The organism is Albidovulum denitrificans, from assembly GCF_002973535.1.
GTDB lineage: Bacteria > Pseudomonadota > Alphaproteobacteria > Rhodobacterales > Rhodobacteraceae > Albidovulum > Albidovulum denitrificans.
Window position 1 is genome coordinate 288,621 of record NZ_PVEP01000004.1, and the last position, 18,606, is coordinate 307,226.

General features: G+C 64.4%; 17 protein-coding genes. 5 read left to right on the forward strand and 12 right to left on the reverse strand.

All coding sequences use genetic code 11. The features are described from left to right. The 5 genes from LX70_RS11810 to LX70_RS11830 all read right to left on the reverse strand — a co-directional run bounded on the left by LX70_RS11810 (position 1) and on the right by LX70_RS11830 (position 6,109). On the reverse strand, positions 1-567 hold the full coding sequence (locus LX70_RS11810) for a sarcosine oxidase subunit gamma (RefSeq protein WP_105514955.1): 567 nt from the start codon (positions 565-567) through the stop codon (positions 1-3). Further along, a complete protein-coding gene (locus tag LX70_RS11815; RefSeq protein ID WP_105514956.1) occupies positions 560-3,517 on the reverse strand; it encodes a sarcosine oxidase subunit alpha family protein in 2,958 nt (985 codons plus the stop codon). The genes LX70_RS11810 and LX70_RS11815 overlap by 8 nt, the downstream gene beginning before the upstream one ends. Then, positions 3,514-3,801: a sarcosine oxidase subunit delta gene (locus tag LX70_RS11820; protein WP_105514957.1), complete on the reverse strand. Its 288-nt coding sequence runs from the start codon at positions 3,799-3,801 to the stop codon at positions 3,514-3,516. The genes LX70_RS11815 and LX70_RS11820 overlap by 4 nt, the downstream gene beginning before the upstream one ends. A 10-nt stretch (positions 3,802-3,811) precedes the next feature. Beyond that, a complete protein-coding gene (locus LX70_RS11825; protein ID WP_105514958.1) occupies positions 3,812-5,062 on the reverse strand; it encodes a sarcosine oxidase subunit beta family protein in 1,251 nt (416 codons plus the stop codon). Between the two features lie 99 nt (positions 5,063-5,161). Next, positions 5,162-6,109 (reverse strand): LysR substrate-binding domain-containing protein, encoded by a 948-nt coding sequence (locus LX70_RS11830; RefSeq protein ID WP_105514959.1) that lies wholly within the window; start codon positions 6,107-6,109, stop codon positions 5,162-5,164. A gap of 205 nt (positions 6,110-6,314) precedes the next feature. Between LX70_RS11830 and LX70_RS11835 the strand changes: the two genes are divergently transcribed. Beyond that, positions 6,315-8,675 (forward strand): trimethylamine N-oxide demethylase, encoded by a 2,361-nt coding sequence (locus LX70_RS11835; protein ID WP_105514960.1) that lies wholly within the window; start codon positions 6,315-6,317, stop codon positions 8,673-8,675. On the opposite strand, the gene LX70_RS11840 is transcribed toward LX70_RS11835, so the two are convergent. Genes LX70_RS11840 through LX70_RS11860 form a run of 6 tightly spaced genes read right to left on the reverse strand, consistent with a single transcriptional unit; the run spans position 8,669 to position 11,993 of the window. Continuing rightward, positions 8,669-8,959 (reverse strand): hypothetical protein, encoded by a 291-nt coding sequence (locus LX70_RS11840; protein WP_105514961.1) that lies wholly within the window; start codon positions 8,957-8,959, stop codon positions 8,669-8,671. The genes LX70_RS11835 and LX70_RS11840 overlap by 7 nt on opposite strands. After that, positions 8,959-9,654, reverse strand: coding sequence for a hypothetical protein (locus LX70_RS11845; protein WP_105514962.1), 696 nt, complete (start codon positions 9,652-9,654; stop codon positions 8,959-8,961). Before LX70_RS11845 ends, LX70_RS11840 begins: the two co-directional genes overlap by 1 nt. Positions 9,655-9,714: 60 nt before the next feature. After that, entirely contained in the window at positions 9,715-11,130 is a 1,416-nt protein-coding gene (locus LX70_RS11850; RefSeq protein ID WP_245885053.1) for an APC family permease, read from the reverse strand. A 10-nt stretch (positions 11,131-11,140) separates the two neighbouring features. Beyond that, complete coding sequence (locus LX70_RS20755; RefSeq protein WP_170076173.1) at positions 11,141-11,308, reverse strand: hypothetical protein; 168 nt, start codon at positions 11,306-11,308, stop codon at positions 11,141-11,143. Positions 11,309-11,320: 12 nt separating this feature from the next. Next, positions 11,321-11,701 carry a hypothetical protein gene (locus tag LX70_RS11855; RefSeq protein ID WP_105514963.1) on the reverse strand — a complete coding sequence of 127 codons (381 nt, stop codon included), beginning with the start codon at positions 11,699-11,701 and terminating at the stop codon, positions 11,321-11,323. 1 nt (position 11,702) lies between these two features. Continuing rightward, complete coding sequence (locus LX70_RS11860; protein WP_245885054.1) at positions 11,703-11,993, reverse strand: hypothetical protein; 291 nt, start codon at positions 11,991-11,993, stop codon at positions 11,703-11,705. Positions 11,994-12,350: 357 nt separating this feature from the next. Here LX70_RS11860 and LX70_RS11865 point away from each other — a divergent pair, with 357 nt between their 5' ends. Together LX70_RS11865 and LX70_RS11870 are read left to right on the forward strand one after the other, a co-directional pair. Further along, positions 12,351-14,144, forward strand: coding sequence for a trimethylamine N-oxide permease (locus tag LX70_RS11865; RefSeq protein WP_211301709.1), 1,794 nt, complete (start codon positions 12,351-12,353; stop codon positions 14,142-14,144). Positions 14,145-14,273: 129 nt separating this feature from the next. Next, a complete protein-coding gene (locus tag LX70_RS11870; RefSeq protein WP_105514965.1) occupies positions 14,274-15,002 on the forward strand; it encodes a FadR/GntR family transcriptional regulator in 729 nt (242 codons plus the stop codon). 3 nt (positions 15,003-15,005) lie between these two features. Here the strand turns inward: LX70_RS11870 and LX70_RS11875 are convergent, their stop codons facing one another. Next, positions 15,006-16,298, reverse strand: coding sequence for an ABC transporter substrate-binding protein (locus tag LX70_RS11875; protein ID WP_105515005.1), 1,293 nt, complete (start codon positions 16,296-16,298; stop codon positions 15,006-15,008). Between the two features lie 160 nt (positions 16,299-16,458). Here LX70_RS11875 and LX70_RS11880 point away from each other — a divergent pair, with 160 nt between their 5' ends. Both LX70_RS11880 and LX70_RS11885 read left to right on the forward strand, forming a co-directional pair. Continuing rightward, positions 16,459-17,826, forward strand: a complete 1,368-nt coding sequence (locus tag LX70_RS11880; RefSeq protein ID WP_105514966.1) for an NAD(P)-binding domain-containing protein — start codon at positions 16,459-16,461, stop codon at positions 17,824-17,826. Between the two features lie 265 nt (positions 17,827-18,091). Further along, the coding region (locus LX70_RS11885; protein ID WP_146111592.1) for a formate--tetrahydrofolate ligase at positions 18,092-18,606 on the forward strand (515 nt) is incomplete at its 3' end.

Sequence of the window (18,606 nt, forward strand, 5' to 3'; positions counted from 1 at the left end):
TCAGGCGATACTGCGGGCGGAGGCCATCAGCGCATGGTGCATGGAGCCCGCGAAGGACCGTGGCGCGATCACGCTGAAATGGCGCCCCTCGGCCCGGCAGATCACCAGTGAACCCATGTGTTCGATGATGCTGCGCGAGGCGGCCCCGGTCTTCATCCGCCGCGCTGGTAGCGGGCAGAGCCGTTCCATCATGTCGACCGCCGTCGGCCCTTCGATGTCGAAGCGCACCCAGCCATCGGTCTGCTCGGTCACCGACGCGGTATCGCCAAGCGCGTCCTTCGCAATCGCCGCGATGTCTTCATGCGTTGCGAAGGGTGCTTCGGCGAACCATTGATCGGGGCCGGTCCAGATCAGGGTCCAGACCGGACCGGCGGCGGATTGCCCCGGCGCAGGCAGGTCGATGCCGAAGAGCGCCTTCGCCGCCGTCGCGAAGGGTTTCGCCTTGCCGTTCCGGGTGGAGACAGAGGCGATGGCGCGGTCGGTCACTTCGGTGACCGAAATCGCGCCCACGCGGTCGGTACGCGGCGCGGCGGCGCCAAGCGGGGTCAGGGCAGCAAGGTCATGCACGGAGACGTTCCCCCTCAGGGTCGATGAAATGGGCGCTGACGACTTCGACCAGCGTCTCGGCGTTCTGCACCGGGTTGACGGCGCGCAGCACCTCACCCTTCCGCGCGGCGCCGTTCTTCAGGAAGCCAAGCCCGATGGTGTAGCCAAGGTTCGGCGAGAAGCAGACCGAGGTCATGTAACCCTGATCGTTCTTCGCATTCGCCTCGGCCCCCTTGGCAATGAAATGGCACCCGGCGGCGAAGCTTTCGGACGGATTGACCGGCCGGAAACCGACGAGGGCCAGCGCGTCTTCGCGGTTCATGCCTTCGCGTTCGGATAGGGTGGAGCCGATGGAGTCCTTCTTCTTCGACACCATGCCGCCCATGCCAAGGTTCAGGGCGCTGGTCGTGCCGTTCAGCTCATTCCCCGCCGCGTGGCCCTTTTCGATCCGCATGACGCCAAGCGCCTCGGTTCCGTAGACGATGGCGTCGAATTCCTGCCCCACCTCGACCATGCGGCGCACCAGCGCGTCGCCGTAGCGCGTCGGTACCGCGATCTCATAGGCCAGTTCGCCCGAGAAGGAGATGCGGAAGAGCCGCGCGCGCAACCCGCCGCAAACGGTGATCTCGCCGCAGCCCATATAAGGGAAGGCCTCGTTCGAGATGTCGAAGGCCGGATCGACGATCTTTTGCAGAAGCTTGCGCGCGTTCGGACCGGCGACGGAGTATTGCGCCCAGGCCTCGGTGGTGGAGATGATCTGCACGTCCATGTCAGGCCAAAGGCACTGGCGGCAGAACTCCATGTGGCGATAGACGCCGACAGCGTTGGCCGTGGTCGTGGTCATCACGAAATGATCCTCGGCCAGACGCGCGGTGGTGCCGTCATCCATCGCCATCCCGTCCTCGCGCAGCATCAGGCCATAGCGGACCTTGCCGACGGCAAGCTTGGCGAAGGCGTTGGCGTAGATCTTGTTCAGGAACTCCGCCGCGTCGGTCCCCTGCACGTCGATCTTGCCAAGCGTGGTGACGTCGCAGATGCCGACGGATTTGCGCGTCGCCAGCACCTCGCGGTCGACCGACTGGCGCCAATGCGTCTCGCCCTTCTTCGGGAACCACTGGGCGCGCAGCCACATGCCGACCTCGACAAAGACCGCGCCCTGTTCGGCGGCCCAGCTGTGGCTGGGCGTCTGGCGCACGGGGCGGAAGTCCTTGCCTGCCGACCGCCCGGCAAAGGCGCCGATCGGCACCGGCGTGTAGGGCGGGCGGAAGATCGTGGTGCCGGTTTCGGGAATCGACTTGCCCGTCATCTCGGCCATCACGGCCATGCCGCCGATATTGGCGGTCTTGCCCTGATCGGTCGCCATGCCAAGTGTGGTGTAACGCTTCAGATGCTCGACGGAGCGGTAGCCTTCCTGATGGGCCAGCTTCACGTCCTTCACGGTCACGTCGTTCTGCTGGTCAAGCCAGGCGCGGCCCTTGCCGGGGACGTGGTAAAGCGGCGTGATGCGGATGGGGTCATCCTCGGCCTGTGGCAGGTCGGCGGGTTTGGCCTTGATGCCCAGATCGCCAAGCGCGGCCGCCGCCGCCCCGGCACCGGAGGCAAGCGCGCCAGCGGTGGAGAAGGCGCCGTTCGCCGCGCCCGCCACGGTCATGCCCTGCGGCAGCGAGGCGCCGGGGACAAAGGCGGCGATGTCCTCGTTCCAGACCGGCAGCCCGCGCTGGTGGCAGGTCAGGTGGACATTCGGGTTCCACCCGCCCGAGACGCCGAGCGCATCGCAGGGGATCACCCGCGTGTCGCCACCCGGAAGTTTGACGGTGATGGAATGCACTCCAAGGCGGCCATTGCTGTCGACGACCTGCGCGCCTGCCACAACCTCATACCGGTTGGTGCGGGGGGCTTCGGACAGGCGGCTGTCGATGACGGCCGCGACGCGGACGCCTTTGGACAAGAGGTCCGCCGCCGTCCGATGCCCGTCGTCGTTGTTGGTAAAGATCGCCACGTCCTTGCCCGGAACCGCCGCCCAGCGGTTCGCATAGCTGCGCAGCGCGGAGGCGAGCATGATGCCCGGCCGGTCGTTGTTGCGAAACGCGATGGGGCGTTCGATGGCCCCGGCGGTCAGGATGCTGCGCTTGGTGTAGATGCGCCAAAGCGTCTGGCGCGGCTTGCCCGGCGCGGGTTCGGCGAGGTGATCGGACACCCGTTCCAGCGCGCCGTAGATGCCGTGGTCGAAGGCGCCAAGCACGGTGGTGCGTGGCATCAGGCGGACGTTCGGCAGGCTTGTCAGTTCCGCCACGGCCTGCGCGGCCCAGTCGCCAGGTGCCATGTCTCCGACGGCGAAGGTCTCGGCGTTCAACCGCCCGCCCATGACGAAATCCTCATCGGCAAGGATCACATCGGCCCCCGCCCGTCCCGCCGTCAGCGCGGCAGACAGACCCGCCGGACCCGCGCCGATGACCAGCAGGTCGCAATGCAGGAAGCCTTTGTCATAGCTGTCGGGGTCGGTCTCTTTGGTCAGGCTGCCAAGGCCCGCGGCGCGGCGGATCATCGGCTCATAGAGCTTTTCCCAGAACGCCTTGGGCCACATGAAGGTCTTGTAATAGAAGCCCGCCGCGAAGAACGGCGACAAGAGGTCGTTCACCGCCAGCCAGTCGCGGCTGAGTGAGCCGACATGGTTCTGGCTGCGCGCGTCCAGCCCGTCGAACAGCTCCGCCACCGTGGCGCGGACGTTCGGTTCCTGCCGCGCGCCGGTGCGCAGTTCGACAAGGGCGTTCGGCTCCTCCGACCCCGCTGTCAGCGGGCCGCGCGGGCGGTGATACTTGAACGACCGGCCCATAAGGCGGACGCCATTGGCCAGCAGCGCCGAGGCGAGCGTGTCGCCGGGGTGGCCCTGAAAGGTCTTGCCGTCGAAGCGGAAGTTCAGCGTGCGGGCGCGGTCGATCAGACCGCCGTCGATGCGGTTTGTCTGGCTCATTTGCTGCGCCCCTTCGCCTTGGCCACGTCACGGGCCAGTTCCGCCGAGATGATTTCGTGGGTGACGGTGTCGCGCGTCACGACAAGCCAGCTGCGGTCTCCCTGTTCGTGGAACCACAGCTCCCGGTGCGCGCCCGCGGGGTTATCGCGCAGGTAGAGGTAGTCGTGGAACTGGTCCACGGCGTTGTCGGCCTGCCAGTCGGGGCGTTCGATCAGGCTTGCATCGCCAAGATAGGTGAATTCCTGGCTGTCGCGGGGCCCGAGCAGCGGATGGGGAATGATCATGCGCGCGTCCTCAGTGCAGGTTCGGTTGGGCGCCGACGCCCTTTTCGTCGATCATCAGCCCCTTGCGGAACCGATCGAACCGATAGGCGGTCGCCGTTTCATGCGAAGTTCCGGTGGCCAGAAGATGCGCGAAGGCCCAGCCGCTTGCGGGGGTGGCCTTGAAGCCGCCATAGCACCAGCCGCCGTTGAAATAGAGGCCCTCCACATCGGTCCGGTCGATGATGGGGGAGCCGTCCATCGACATGTCCATGATCCCGCCCCACATGCGCAGAAGCTTCGCGCGGCCGATCATGGGCATCAGGCTCATCCCGCCTTCGCAGACATCCTCCACCACCGGCAGGTTGCCGCGCTGGGCGTAGGAGTTATAGCCGTCGATGTCGCCGCCGAAAACAAGGCCGCCCTTGTCGGACTGGCTGACGTAGAAATGCCCCGCGCCATAGGTGATGACGCCGGGAAGAAGGGGTTTCAGCCCTTCCGACACGAAAGCCTGAAGGACGTGGCTTTCGATCGGCAGCCGCATCCCGGCCTTGGCCATCACGCGGCCGGATGACCCCGCCACCGCCACGCCGACCGTCCCCGCGCCGATGAAGCCGCGCGTCGTCTCCACCCCCTTGCAGACACCGTTCTCGATGCGAAAGCCGGTGACCTCGCAATTCTGGAGGATGTCCACGCCGCGCTCATCGGCGCCGCGCGCATAGCCCCAGGCGACCGCGTCGTGGCGCACCGTGCCGCCGCGCGGTTGCAGAAGGCCGCCCTTGATCGGGAAGCGGGCGCTTTCGAAGTTCAGGAAGGGCGCCATCCTGCGGACGCCTTCGGTATCCAGAAGTTCCGCATCCACGCCGTTCAGCCGCATCGCGTTGCCGCGGCGGCGGAAGGCGTCGCGCTGGGCGTCGGTGTGGCAGAGGTTCAGCACGCCACGCTGGCTGATCATGGCATTGAAGTTGAAATCCTGCTCCAGCCCTTCCCAGAGCTTCATCGAGAATTCGTAGAAGGGTTCGTTCCCGTCGAGCAGGTAGTTCGACCGCACGATCGTCGTGTTTCGCCCGACATTGCCGCCGCCGATCCAGCCCTTCTCCAGCACCGCGACATTCGCCTTGCCGAAGACCTTGGCAAGGTAATAGGCGGTGGCAAGGCCATGCCCACCGCCGCCGATCACCACGATGTCATAGTGCGGCTTTGGCGCGGGGTCGCGCCAGGCGGGCTTCCAGCCCTTATGCCCGGTCAGTGCTTCCTTGAGGACCCTGAATCCCGAATAGCGCATATCAACCTCGGTTCCGTTCGGACCAAGGATGGACCTGCCGCCGGTCCCGGCGATAGCGCCGGTTCGGACATTGTTGGTGCGAGTTCCGACATCGCCGCGTTACTGGTCGCCGTAGCGTACCCTCGCTGCGCTGACCGCCTTGAGCCAGTCCGCGACCTCGGTCCGGCTGGGAAAGGCCGGGTGGTTCTGCGGGGTCAGAAGGTAATAGCCGAATTCCGTCCTGACCTGCGCCGCGCCCAAAGGCCGGACCAGCTTGCCGCTGTTGATCAACTGATCGACCAGATGCCCCCAGCCAAGCGCCACGCCGACACCGTCGACGGCGGCATAGATAGAGAGCGGGTAGGTGTTGAACAGCGCCGGGCGTTCCAGCCTGCGCGCGGGCGCCCCCATCCGCTCCAGCCAGGCCTGCCAGTTCATCCATTCGGTATGGCTGCTTGACACCTCGATCAGGGGCGCGCCGGCGAGGTTGTCGATCTGGGCGACCTCGGGGTTTTGTTGAAGGAAATCGGGGGAGCAGACGGGAAAGATCGTTTCACCGAAAACGAGATGGGAGTCGAAGCCCTTCCAGGTGCCGTCGCCGCGCAGGATGGCAAGATCGACGGTATCTGCCAGGCATTCCTCATCGTTGTCAGAGGCGACCAGCATGATGCTGAGATGCTTGTTCGCCTGCCGGAATTCATGCAGCCGTGGCGTCAGCCAGAGCGAGGCGACAGAGTTGGTGGCGGCCAGCACCACCGGGCGCTTCTTGCTGGTCTTCAGCGCATCGTCGGCCGCATCGCGCAGCATTTCCAGCGCAGGCGCGATGCGCGAGAGGAATTCCCGCCCATGCGGTGTCAGTTCGATGGAGCGGTGGCCGCGGGCGAAGAAGGGCAGGCCGAAATGCTGTTCAAGCAGGCGCACCTTCCGGCTGATCGCGGTTTCGCTGATGTTGATCTGGCGCGCGGCGCTGGCGAAGCTTTCATGTTCGGCGGCGGCCTCGAAGGCCAGAAGGTAGTCGAGCGGCGGCAGCGGCTTGCGGCGTTCGGACGGGCGGCGGGTCTGGCTCATCTCCTGGGGCCTCCGCGGGCGGTCAAGGGAACCGGCGACTGGGCCGGGCAGCGGCGATCCTAGTGATACGTATGGATTTTGCCACCACAAATTAGAGGCAAAGACCGCAATAATTCTCCGCGCGCGGTGGCGCGGCAGTTGGCATGATCCGAAGGACCCGCCCAAATTTTCGGCGGCGCGTTCAGAACCTCAGCACGGGGCCGACATGCAAGCCATTCTGGAAAGACCCTTCGAACGGGCCGGGATCGTGGTTCCCGGACTGCCTGTCCTTCCGCCGGGCGTCGAACGGCATCCGGTGCCGGGGGGCGGCAGCCGCGCCGTGCCGATCTTCAAGGGCGATGAGATCACCATTCAGGACCGCGAGGGCTTGCAGCCGGTGGAACTGGTCTTCTACGCCCATGACGGGCGGTCCGATGCCGCGATGATCGGAGCGAAGGGAGGACGCGACCCAAAGGGGCTGAAAGCCGCGCTTCTGTCCGATCCCTCGGGCCGCAAGGTGGTGCGCGCGCTTGAGAAATCGGGCTTCGACCTCGGCCGCGCCGATGCCGCCATGGTGTTCGAGGGTGGATCGCGTGCCGGGGACATGGCCAGTTTCACCGCCTCGGTCGATGGTCTGCTGATCGTCTGTGCCGCAGGCGGCCCGATGGAACCGGAGGAGCAATGGGCGCCGACCGAGGTCGTGCTTTACGTCCGCCGCGCAGCGCTGCCGAACGGCAAGGACATGCTTGTCGCGCCCGATCCGCTGGCCGACCCCTTGCTGGATGCCAATATCCAGCCCGGCCAGGCGGTCCCCTATGAGGTCAAGGCGGGGCAGTACATCCAGATCCTTGACGTCAAGGGGCGGGAGTGTTCGGATTTTCAGGCCTTCTCTCTCCGTGCGCTGGACCGCGGGCTTGAGCGGGAAATCGACCCGACGACGACGCGCTCGTTGATGGGGTCGCTCTACCCGATGCCGGGGCTGAATGCGAAATACTTCACCGTCGATCACGAACCTCTGGTCGAGATCGTGCAGGATACCGTCGGGCGGCACGACACCTTCGGGCTGGCCTGCACCGCGCGGTATTATGAGGATATGGGCTATCCCGGCCACATCAACTGTTCCGACAATATCAACCGGGAACTCGCCGTCTTTGGCATCCGCCCGCGTGGCGGCTGGCCCGCGATCAACTACTTCTTCAACACGCTTCTGGACGATACCCACGCCATCGGCATGGACGACCCGTGGTCGCGTCCGGGCGATTATGTCCTGCTACGGGCGCTGACCGATCTTGTCTGCGTCTCCACCGCCTGCCCCTGCGACATCGACCCGGCCAATGGCTGGAACCCGACCGATATTCAGGTGCGGCTTTACGACAAGACCGAGGATTTCAAGCGCTCGATTGGCTGGCGCAAAACACCGGGGGCTGACTTGGAAGAGACGAAAAAGACCGGGTTCCACGACTGCTTCGCCCGCCACACGCGGAATTTCGTCGAATATAACGGCTACTGGCTGCCCGATGAGATGACGAACCACGGCGCGACCGCGGAATACTGGGCGGCGCGCGAGAAGGCCGTGATCATGGACCTGTCGCCCCTGCGCAAGTATGAGGTGACGGGGCCGGATGCCGAAGCCCTGATGCAGCTTTGCGTTACGCGCGATATGAAGAAGCTGCCGGTGGGCGGCATCGTCTATACCGCGATGTGCTACGACCATGGCGGGATGATCGACGACGGCACCGTTTTCCGTCTGGGGGAGACCAACTTCCGCTGGATCGGCGGCAATGACCAGTCGGGGCTGTGGCTGCGCAAGCAGGCCGAGGAACGCGGGCTGAACGCCTGGGTTCGCAGTTCGACCGACCATCATTGCAACGTTGCCGTACAGGGGCCGTTGTCGCGTGACATCCTGAAGCAGGTGATCTGGACCCCGCCCGCGCAAGCGACGGTGGAGGAATTGGGCTGGTTCCGCCTGACGATTGGCCGCCTGCACGGGTTCGATGGCCCTTCTGTTGTCGTCAGCCGGACCGGCTATTCCGGTGAGCTGGGCTATGAGGTCTTCTGCCACCCCAAGGATGCCGAGCAGGTCTTCGACGCGATCTGGGCCGTGGGGGCGCCGATGGGGATGATCCCGCTGGGCCTGAAGGCGCTGAATATGCTCAGGATCGAATCCGGCCTGATCTTTGCGGGGTCCGAGTTCGACGACCAGACCGATCCTATGGAGGCGGGTATCGGCTTTGCCGTGCCGCTGAAGTCCAAGACCGACGATTTCATCGGTCGCGCGGCGCTTGAGGCGCGCAAGGCCAACCCGCAGAAAAAGCTTGTCGGGCTGGACCTGCCGGGGGGGATCGTTCCGACGCCGGGCGATTGCGTGCATTTCGGCAAGCCGCAGATCGGCATCGTCACCTCGGCGGTGAAATCCCCGATCCTTGGCAAGGTGATCGCGCTCGCGCGCGTCGATGTCACCCATTCAGCGCCGGGGACGGAGCTGGAGGTCGGGCGGCTGGACGGCGATCAGAAGCGGTTGAAGGCGGTCGTCGTGCCGTTCCCGCATTTCGATCCGACGAAGGAGCGGGTGAAGGGCAACTACTGACCCGCGCCGCCGGTCCGGGCGTGGCGCCAGACCTCTGCCCGGACTCGCGCCTGCTTGTAGGCGTCAAAGATCGCCATGGCATAGACGAAGATGCCGCCGGCCAGCTTGCCGACGATCGACACATCGGCGCCAGCGGTCTTTAGCGTGTAGCCGCCCAGCAGCAGGATGAAGAAGACAAAGACAAGGCCACGGACCGGCTGCCGGTTCAAAACCTGACCGCTGCCGGGAAGTACGATGGCGGCGGCCAGCACAAGATAGGGGTTGGCGGGCGCTCTGGTCGGCATCAGGCGGATCTTCTTTCGGCTTCGGGTTCAAGGGACCGGATGTCCGCGCGCAGCGACAAAAGCGCGTCGAGATGGGGGATCAGCTTGCGGGCAGGCAGGGGCGCCGACCCAAGCTCCGCATCGCGGAAGATCAGGTAGCGGCCCCGGTTCGCCTCTTCCGCCAGAAAGGTGATGCGCAGGCCTTTGGGCGTCAGCACAAGCTCTTTCACGCGCGGGTCGTCGAAGATGGCGGCATGGCGCGAGAGCAGCGCCTGCGGGGGCAGCGATTGCGGATCGTCGGTGCGCAGGCGGCAATCCTCGGGGAAGCCGGGCGGCGGGGCGATCTGATCGGGCAGGGTGTGGTAGTTTGAAAACGGCTCGATCCCCGTCGAACGGACCATGAAATCCAGCGTCGCGCGCAGGGGCAGCGGGACGGGTAGCGTCACCAGCACCCAAAGCGCGGGCAGCTTGCGAAAGGTCAGCGTGTCGGGGACCGCCTGAATATCGAAAAGCGCGCCCTGATAGCGTCCGTTCAGGCGCGGAAAGCCGATGGGGGTCAGCGCGGTGACGGGGGCGTCGAAAAGGGCTTCGCAGTCGGACAGGTAGACCTGCCGCGTGGCCTTCCGCGCCCGGCTGGCGCGCAGCGTCAGGACCGCCAGCGTGACAAGGCCGATGCCGAGGCAGAGTGCCAGAAATCCGATCCCGAGGCGTTCCATGGTCTTCCTTTCGCAAAGACGGCCCGCCGGTCGGGGCGGGCCGTCTTGTTGTGCTTGGGCCTAGTACCCTTGCGGGCGCGGCCAGGGCATCGTGAACTGCGCCGCGCGGCGCACGAAGCGGTAGCGCCAGAAGTGGAACCACAGCGACACGACGATGTAGAAGGCGATCATCGCGACAAGCTGGGTGCCGTAGCCCAGGAACACCGCGAAATAGGCGATGCCGCAGAGGCAAAGCAGCACGAGTGCCGGCAGCGGGTGGAACGGATGTTCATACCCCCGCTTGATCGCGTCCAGCGGCCATTTGCGCCGGAACAGGATCACGTTGATCGGCATGAACGTGTATTCCAGCAGGCCCGAGAGGATCGAGAAGGTGATCACCTGATCCAGCGGCGCGCCAAGCGCGAAGATCAGCGCGATCGGCACCAGGAAGATGATCGAGCGGTAGGGCGTGCGATACTTGGGATGCACGGCGCCGAACCACGACGGCAGGTAGTGGTCGCGGCCCATGGCGAACCAGGCGCGGCTGGCATCGTTGATGCAGCCATTGGCCGAAGCCAGCGTCGCGAACAGCGTCCCGATCCCCAGAAGCACCATCAGCCCGGTCGATCCCGACATGCGCGCCGCATCGAAAAGCGGCACGCCCGACTGGCCGAGATATTCCCACGGCATCAGCCCGACGCAGACATACCAGGTCAGCGTCGCGGCGATCAGCAGCGTCATGATCCCGGCAAGCGTCCCGAAGGGCAGGGCGCGGGCCGGAGACCGGACCTCTTCCGCCGCCTGGGTCGTGCCTTCGATCCCGAGATAGTACCACAGGCCGAAATGCATGGCCGCAAGGATGCCAAGCCAGCCATAGGGCAGGTCGGTCATCAGCGCCCGGTGCTGAAGCACGTCGCCGCCAAAGACGGGCGAGGTAGCCAGGAACAGGATCAGGATGGCGCTGAAGGCGATCGCCGTGATGACGAGGCTGAAGGTCAGCGTTGCCAGAACGCCGCGATAGTTCAGCCAGGCCAGGAACATGATCGCCAGCACGATGAACGGCCGTTGGTCCAGCCCCTCATGCCCCGACATGACCGCCACGGTGTCGATCAGGAAGCCCACGGTGATCGCATTCGCCGCCTCAAGCATCGTGTAGGCGAAGACGAGGTAGAGGCCGACATTGAAGGCCATCAGCGGGCCGACGATATGCTTGGCCTGCGTGTATTGCCCGCCTGCCGCCGCGACGGTTGAGGTGACCTCGCTGTCGATCATGGCGACGCAGGAATAGAGAAGCCCCGCGAACCAGCAGGCGATCAGCGCGGCATAGGCGCCGCCCTTGCCGACGGCAAAGTTCCAGCCCATGTATTCGCCGACCAGAACGATGCCGACGCCAAGCGCCCAGACATGCGCCGGGCCAAGGACGCGGAGCAGGCCGACCTTGGTGCCATGCGGCGCCATGCCGTCCCTCTCCTTGGAGGTAATATCGAAATCCGTCATCTCCGCCCCCTCAGATCTTGTGTTCTTCGGTCATGGCCTCAAGCTCGCCTTCGCGCGAGGACATGAGGACATCTTCCGAATAGGTGCTGTCGGTCCTGAGCCAGTCCGCGACGATGATGAGGCCGAAGGCGGCGGAGGCCGCCCAGGCCACGTATTCCAGGATGTTCCAGATATCCACGGTTTGTCCCCCTTACTCGCCGTTGAACTTTTCGGAGATCACCTCACGGTATTCCTTCTCCGAAAACCTGAGCATGATGGCGTAATAGCCGACGATCACGACGATCATCATCAGCAGGCTGCCGATGGAGAAGGAGTAATCGAAGCGGCTGGTGATCAGCTCTGCCGCCGCGGCCGGATCGGCATAGCCGAGCTGGTTCCACTTCTCGACCATGACCGCATTCTGGCCAAGGCTTTCCCAGGTCGGGTTTTCCGGCACGTTCGAGGTTTGAGCGCTGCCCGCGAGGCCAAGCCAGAGCGGGATGTAAAGCGCGCCGATGGTCAGGACCAGAAGGACGATGACGTCGACGATCTGGCCAAGCTTGCTTTGGGTGGGTGGTTCGTAGCGGGCCATGTCATTTCCCCCTTGCCGCGCGGGCGGCATCGAGGAACTTGATGTCGAGGCCGTACATGAAGTCGCGGTCCTCGCGGTAGTGGCGCAGCATCGCCATGATCGCGGCGGTGTTGAAAACCAGAACCGTGGCGCCGCCGATCAGAAGAAGCGTCCGCGCCGCGCCCGAGGGGGCAAGCGACCAGGTCGCCCAGGCCACGAAGCCGATGCTAAGCCACAGGCCGATAACGAAGGCCCATGCAATCGTAATATCCTTTCGATGCATCTGTTCGATGCGTTTCGTCAGATCTGACACTGTCTCCTCCCACATGTTGCCGGGACGCTCCTCAACGCCCCAAGAATTATCCTACGGTAGAATTTTTTTTACTGAGAAGATAGCAGGGGCCGCTTTGTGTCAAGCGCGACGGCGGAAGGGTGGCGCGTTCCGGGGGCGGATTGGCCTGCATTCGCGGGATGCTCAGCACCACAAAATTATGGTCTTAAAGGGAAATTTATATTCATTTAGTGCAAGTTTTCTTTTTGACCGAAGCGAACCCTGCGGCAGACTGGGGGCGGGGCGATCAGTGACATTCTTGCGTGTTGTTCGCCGCGACCATAAGGGGCGCCGCCACTCGGCAAAGGTGCGTCAGGAACAGGGAAAAAGGAAACCAGCATGCCCAGCGAAACAGACGCTGCAATGTATTCTTCGGCTTCCGGCGATTCGCCGAAGCTGCAACGCGCGCTTGACTGGCGCGGCGCATTTTGGGTGGCGGCCGGGGTGCCGCCGCTTGTGCTGTTCTCGATCGGCGGGATCGCGGGCGTGGCCGGGCAGGCCGCCTTCGTGGTCTGGATCGTGTCGATGATCATGGGCTTTTCGCAGTCCTTCACCTATGCCGAGATTGCGGGGATGTTCGGCAACAAGTCGGGCGGGACATCGGTCTACGGGGCCACCGCCTGGCTGCGTTATTCCAAGATGATCGCGCCCCTGTCGGTCTGGTGCAACTGGTTCGCCTGGTCGCCGGTGCTGTCGCTGGGTTGTGCCATCGCGGCGGGCTATATCCTGAACGCGCTGTTCGCGATCCCGGTCGAAGGCAGCCAGCCGGTGCTTGACTGGATCGCCGCCAACGGCGCCCAGATCACGGCGGAAAGCCAGGCGGTCATCGACTATATGGCCGCGAATGCCGGGGTGTCGGCCGCCGATGCCATCGCCGCTGTCCAGACCTCTTCGGCGATCGAGGCGCTGACCCCGGCGGTGCGCGTCTGGGAGGCGTTCAACGTCACCATTCCGGGTCTTGGCACGCTTCACTTCAACTCCACCTTCGTCATCGGCGCGGTCCTGATGCTGATCATCTTCGCGATTCAGCACCGGGGTATCGCCTCGACCGCGCGGGCGCAGAAGGTGCTGGCGGTGATCGTCCTCGTGCCGCTGTTCCTGGTCGGTATCGTGCCGATCCTGACCGGCTCCATCAACTACATGAACGTGTCCGACATCGTTCCGCCGACGGTTGCCTATGGCGGCGATGCCGGGTCGTGGAATGTCGGCGGATGGACCCTTTTCCTTGGCGCGCTCTACATCGCGGCCTGGTCGACCTACGGCTTCGAGACAGCGGTCTGCTACACGGCCGAGATGAAGGACCCGGCGCGCGATACGTTCAAGGCGATCTTCTTCTCCGGCCTGCTGTGCATGATCTTCTACTTCCTGATCCCGTTCTCCTTCCAGGGCGTCTTTGGCGCCGCGGGGATGCTGGATCCGGGGATCGTGGACGGGACCGGGATCGCCGCCGCGCTCGGCTCCATGGTCAGCACGTCGAACTTCGTCACGCAGATCTTCGTGATCCTGATGATCATGGCGCTGTTCCTGGCGATCATGACGGCGATGGCGGGGTCCTCGCGGACGCTTTACCAAGGGTCCCGCGACGGGTGGCTGCCGAAGTATCTCAGCCATGTGAACGACCACGGCGCGCCCACCAACGCGATGTGGACCGACCTTGGCTTCAACCTCTTCCTGCTGGCGCTGGCCTCGGATGCGGGGGGCTACTTCTACGTTCTGGCCATCTCGAACGTGGGCTACCTGACGTTCAACTTCCTCAACCTCAATGCCGGGTGGATTCACCGGATCGATTCCGGCCATGTGAAGCGGCCGTGGAAGGCGCCGACCTGGCTGATCGGGGTCAACACCCTGCTGGCCTTCGTCAATGCGCTGCTGCTGGGCGCGGGGGCAAAGGTCTGGGGCTATTCCGGCGCGCTTTGGTCCGGGGTCGCCTTCGCGGCGCTGATCCTGCCGGTCTTCTGGTTCCGCCACTACATGCAGGACGGCGGCAAGTTCCCGCCCGAGGCGCTTGAGGATCTGGGCCTGTCGAACGGCGATCTGGGCGAACGCAAGGCGGGCTTCCTGCCCTACCTCGCGCTGATCGTCGGGGCGGCGATTGTCCTTTGGGCGAACTGGTTCTTCGTCCTGCCAGAATGACGGCGGACACATGACCGGGGAAGGGGCGGGCCGGACACGGCCCGCCCTTTTCCATGCCCGGCCCGCGGCGGAGTTGAGCGAACGGAAGATCTCGGGTTATCTGGGGCCAGCACAACCGGGAGAGATCGAGTGAGCAGCCGCCTTGTCCCCTATCCGTCCGCCGAGACGCCCGAGGCCCCCATCGGCGCGACCGTGCAGTCGGTGATCGACACGCTTTTCTCCCGCATTGAGGCGAAAGAGTATGAGGTGGACGAGCGTCTGCCCTCGGAACGCACGCTGGCAGCCGAACTGGGCGTCGCCCGCAATACCGTGCGTGAGGCGTTGGACGTTCTGGAAACCCGGCGCGTGATCCGGCGCCGCGCGGGCAGCGGCAGTTTCGTGACCTGGCAAAGCGAGGTCGGGCGGAATTCCACCCCCTCGACGCTCGCCTCCAACACCAGCCCGCTGCATCACCTTGTCGTGCGCGGTATCCTTGAGCCGGAGATCGTGCGCCTGGCGATCATCAACATGACCCCGCGCCAGATCGAGACGCTGGGGGAGACGTTGTCGCAGATGGAGCAGATCCGCACCGACGCCAACGCCTTTGCGCGGCAGGAGGAAGAGCTTTACCGCCAGATCGCCCATGGCACCGGCAACCCGCTTCTGGCGGCGTGTTATGAGCTGACGATAGACGCCTGCCGACAGAACTTCCGCTCCGCCCTTCTGCGCCGCCACCTGACGCCGAAGCGGATCAGCGATTATCAGCAGCGTTACAACACGCTGTTCAACGCCATCGCGGCGCGCGACATCGAGGCGGCGGTGGAGTTCATCAAGCTGCACCTGATCGAGGAACAGAAACTGCTTTTGCAAGAGGCCTGAGGTTTAGGCGCTTTCCAGCGAGACGCGGTTGCGGTGCGGCCGGACCTGCCGCTGATCCCACATCTGCCCAAGCTCCACCATCTGCGCCTTCAGCAGCGCGCCGTGCCGGTCAAGCCAGTCGGGGATGGAGCCGAAGGCGACGATCCGCGCCTTGCCGTCCCGGATCTGCACCACCGGCCAGTCACCGATCAGCGCATTGTCGATGCCGAAGATTTCCGCCCCCCACCATGTCGCCGGTCCGAAGGCGTGCATGACCGCGCCGGATTGCTTCATCGCGGCCAGAACCGACAGTGACGCGACGCTGCCCGCATGTTCGACCGCCACCCGCCAGATGTCGAGGATCGCGGCATATTCCCAGGACACTGCCGTCCAGCTGCCGGGAAAGCGGCGCTGATACTCCTCATAGAAGTCCTTGGGACGGTTGAAGAAGAACGCCTTTTCGGTCAGCGCGGGGTCGTCGAAATCGGGGAACTGAAAGACGAAGCCTTCCATGAAGGACACGGAGGTCCGGGCGATCAGCCTTGGGTAATCGTCCAGCGTGCAGGACAGAAGCTGACCCTTGAACCCGGCGGCGTGGGCGGCCTCGGTCAGCGCATGGACCATCGGGGTGTGGCTTGTACACCAGCACAGGATATCGGGATTGTCCGCCATCATCGCCCCGACGATGGCGTCGGCATCGCGGCTTTGCGGATCATAGCGGATCTCGCGCACCACCTCGATCCCGGCGGCGGCGCAGGCGGCGCGGTAGGTGGCCAGCGACGGCAGCCCCAGCGCGTCGGTCTGCGCGCAAAGCGCGATCCGTGTCAGATCGGGCCGGGTCCGCGCCAGCCAGTCGATGCCGGTGACGGTGTAGATCGGGTGCGATTCACTTGGCGCGATCAGGTAGGGCGTGTCGGGCGACAGGTCGCTGGGCAGCAGCGTCGCGGTCAGAAGCTTGCGGTCGGTCAGATAGTCGATGACCGGGGGCAGGATATCGCCGCCCAGCGTCAACAGGATCTGCACTTCGCTGTCCTGCACCAGCTTGCGGACGCCTTCGCGCGCAAGCCCCGCGTCATAGCGGCAATCGAACGGCACAAGGCGCAGCGGATGCCGCCGCCCGCCGATCAGAAGGCCCCCGGTACGGTTGATGCTTTCGGTCCATATCTGGCAGCCGTGCAGGCCCGGCAGGCCCCAGGATTGAACCGGACCGCTCAGCGGCGCCAGGAAACCGATTCCAATCGTCTCGGACACCCCCGCCGTCAGGCGCGGCAGGGCGCCGCGAACGGCCATTCTTTGGGCGAAACTTCCGGTACTCATCATGCCAGTCTAGGGGTTTCTCCGCCGATGCCCACTATCCTGCGCAAAAGATCACCTTCAGGCAAATAATTTCATTGACAGGCGGTGAGCCAGTTCGCCAGTCTGGTCCAAACCAAAAATACCAAAGCGACAGAACTGGTCCATACCACAGGAGGAAGAAGTGAAGAAACGCGTGGCCATCATCGGCGCCGGCCCCTCGGGTCTTGCGCAGCTCAGAGCCTTTCAGTCCGCCAAGATGAAGGGGGCCGACATCCCCGACATCGTCTGCTTTGAAAAGCAGTCGAACTGGGGCGGGCTGTGGAACTACACCTGGCGCACGGGCCTTGATGAATACGGTGAGCCGGTCCATTGCTCCATGTACCGCTACCTCTGGTCGAACGGCCCGAAGGAGGGTCTGGAATTCGCCGACTATTCGTTCGAGGAGCATTTCGGCAAGCAGATCGCCAGCTACCCGCCGCGCGCCGTCCTCTTCGACTATATCGAAGGTCGGGTGAAGAAGGCGGGCGTGCGCGACTGGATCCGCTTTTCCACCACGATCCGCATGGTCAAGTACAACGAGGACAAGGGCAATTTCACCGTCACCGCCCATGACCTTGAAAACGACCGGATGTATGAGGAAGAGTTCGACAACGTGATCGTCGCCTCTGGCCACTTCTCGGTTCCGAACGTGCCGGAATACCCCGGCTTCGACAAGTTCAACGGCCGCGTCCTGCATGCGCATGACTTCCGCGACGCGCGGGAATTCGCCGGCAAGGATCTGCTCTTGCTCGGGTCGTCCTATTCGGCCGAGGACATCGGGTCGCAATGCTGGAAATATGGCGCGAAGTCGATCACCGTCGCCTATCGCCACGCGCCGATGGGCTTCGATTGGCCGTCAAACTGGAAGGAAGTGCCAAAGCTTGAGCGGATGGACGAGGATACCGCCTATTTCGCCGATGGTACCTCGAAGAAGGTCGATGCGGTCATCCTCTGCACCGGCTACAAGCACCACTTCCCGTTCCTGCCCGACGATCTGCGGCTGAAGACCGCGAACCGTCTGGCGGCGGCCGATCTCTACAAGGGTGTGGTCTGGGTTCATAATCCCAAGCTCTTCTATGTCGGGATGCAGGACCAGTGGTTCACCTTCAACATGTTCGACGCGCAGGCCTGGTGGGTCCGTGACGCGATCATGGGGCGGATCAGCATTCCGGCCGACAAGTCGGTGCTGCTGAAGGATGTTCAGGATCGCGTGGCGGGCGAGGATGCGGGTGAGGACGCGCATGACGCGATCCACTACCAGGGCGACTATGTGAAGGAGCTGATCGGCGAGACGGACTATCCGTCCTTCGACGTCGACGGCGCCTGCGAGGCTTTCTTTGAGTGGAAGGACCACAAGAAGGAAGACATCATGGCCTTCCGCAACCACCGCTACCGTTCGGTCATCACCGGCACCATGGCGCCGGTCCACCATACGCCGTGGAAGGATGCGCTTGACGATTCGATGGCGTCCTACCTGAAGAATGACGCGGCGGTCGAGCCGGCCGAGTAGACCTTCGGGCGCGTGTGACAGACCGTCCCGGCGGGTGCGCAAGCCCGCCGGGACTGGCCTTTCAGGACAGGGGTCTTCCCGCGACCTGGCCCCGGTTCCCGATGTGTCAGCCTGCAAAATCTTGGGTCTTGCCCGCCGACGGGATGTTTGACCAAAGCGAATAATATTTTATTCTTGGGAATGAGGCCGGCCCCCGACGGGGCAGGACAGTCACCCTGACCCCGGGACGCGCGAGCCCGGCGTCATTTCTGAAGGGAGCGGAGTTATGGGTTTCAAGACGGATATTGAGATAGCGCGTGAGGCTGTGAAGCGCCCGATCCAGGAGATCGGGGACAAGCTTGGGATCCCCTCGGAGCATTTGCTGCCTTACGGTCATGACAAGGCGAAGGTGGGTCAGGCGTTCATCCGGTCGTTGGAGGGTCGTCCGGACGGGAAGCTTGTTCTGGTGACGGCGATCAACCCGACGCCCGCGGGCGAGGGGAAGACGACGACGACGGTGGGTCTTGGCGACGGGCTGAACCGGATCGGCAAGAAGGCGGTGATCTGCATCCGCGAGGCCTCGCTCGGGCCGAACTTCGGGATGAAGGGCGGGGCTGCCGGGGGCGGCTATGCGCAGGTTGTGCCGATGGAGGAGATGAACCTTCACTTCACCGGCGACTTCCACGCGATCACGAGCGCCCACAACCTTCTGTCGGCGATGATCGACAACCATATCTACTGGGGCAATGAGCTGAAGATCGACGAGCGCCGGGTGGTGTGGCGCCGGGTGATGGACATGAA